Origin of the sequence: Corynebacterium tuscaniense DNF00037 (genome assembly GCF_000759055.1) — a bacterium.
Taxonomy (GTDB): Bacteria; Actinomycetota; Actinomycetes; order Mycobacteriales; family Mycobacteriaceae; genus Corynebacterium; species Corynebacterium tuscaniense.
Genome location: NZ_JRNG01000081.1, coordinates 1 through 688, shown reverse-complemented (window position 1 = coordinate 688; position 688 = coordinate 1). Strand labels below are relative to the sequence as shown.

Below are 688 nucleotides of genomic sequence, written 5' to 3'. Positions count from 1 at the left end.
GGTTGAAGGGCTGGGATTCGTCCGCGACCTCACTTGTTCCCGCTCAGCCTAGCGTTTGGGTTCGCGTACCCAGGCGCCGATGACTCCGGGGACGACTTCGGGTGCTTCACCAAGAAGTGCTTTGAGGTTGCCTTCGCGTTCTACTGCTGAGGTGACTGCTTGTACCCGGCCACGCTTTTGTTGTCCGTTCCGCCCACCGCGGCCAGCACCAGCAGCAGGACCAACACCATAACCACCAACACCAGCACCGGCAGCTCCGCCGGTTCGTGGGCTTGCACCGGGACTACCAGCACCCACACCACCAACCCCAGACCCGTTGCCTGGTGCTGGCCCCACACCCCCGGTACCTGCGCCTGCACCTGGTGGGGTGCTCAACCCACCCCGGGCACCTAGCGCACCAGACCCACCTGCGCCTGCACCGGCCCTGCCACCGACACCACCGGCACCGCTAAACCCGGTGGTGCTACGGCCGGCAAGAGGCATAGCCCCACCAAGCCCACCACCAGCACCGGCTGCACCAAGCCCGCCAACGGCACCGGCTGCACCACCAGCTAACGCACCCGCAGCCGCACCGGCACCGCCAGTTGGTAGTGCACCGATTGGTGGTAGTGATGGGGCAGTGGCACTGGCTACCTGGGTAGGTGTAGCACCAGAGGCAATCAAATCCAACATGTCTGGATTCGGTTTG

1 pseudogene is annotated in these 688 nt (G+C 65.0%); it reads right to left on the bottom strand.

Annotation, left to right across the window (positions count from 1 at the left end):
- Positions 1-48: 48 nt before the first annotated feature.
- A pseudogene (locus tag HMPREF2129_RS11335) lies at positions 49-688 on the bottom strand (hypothetical protein); the annotation flags it as partial.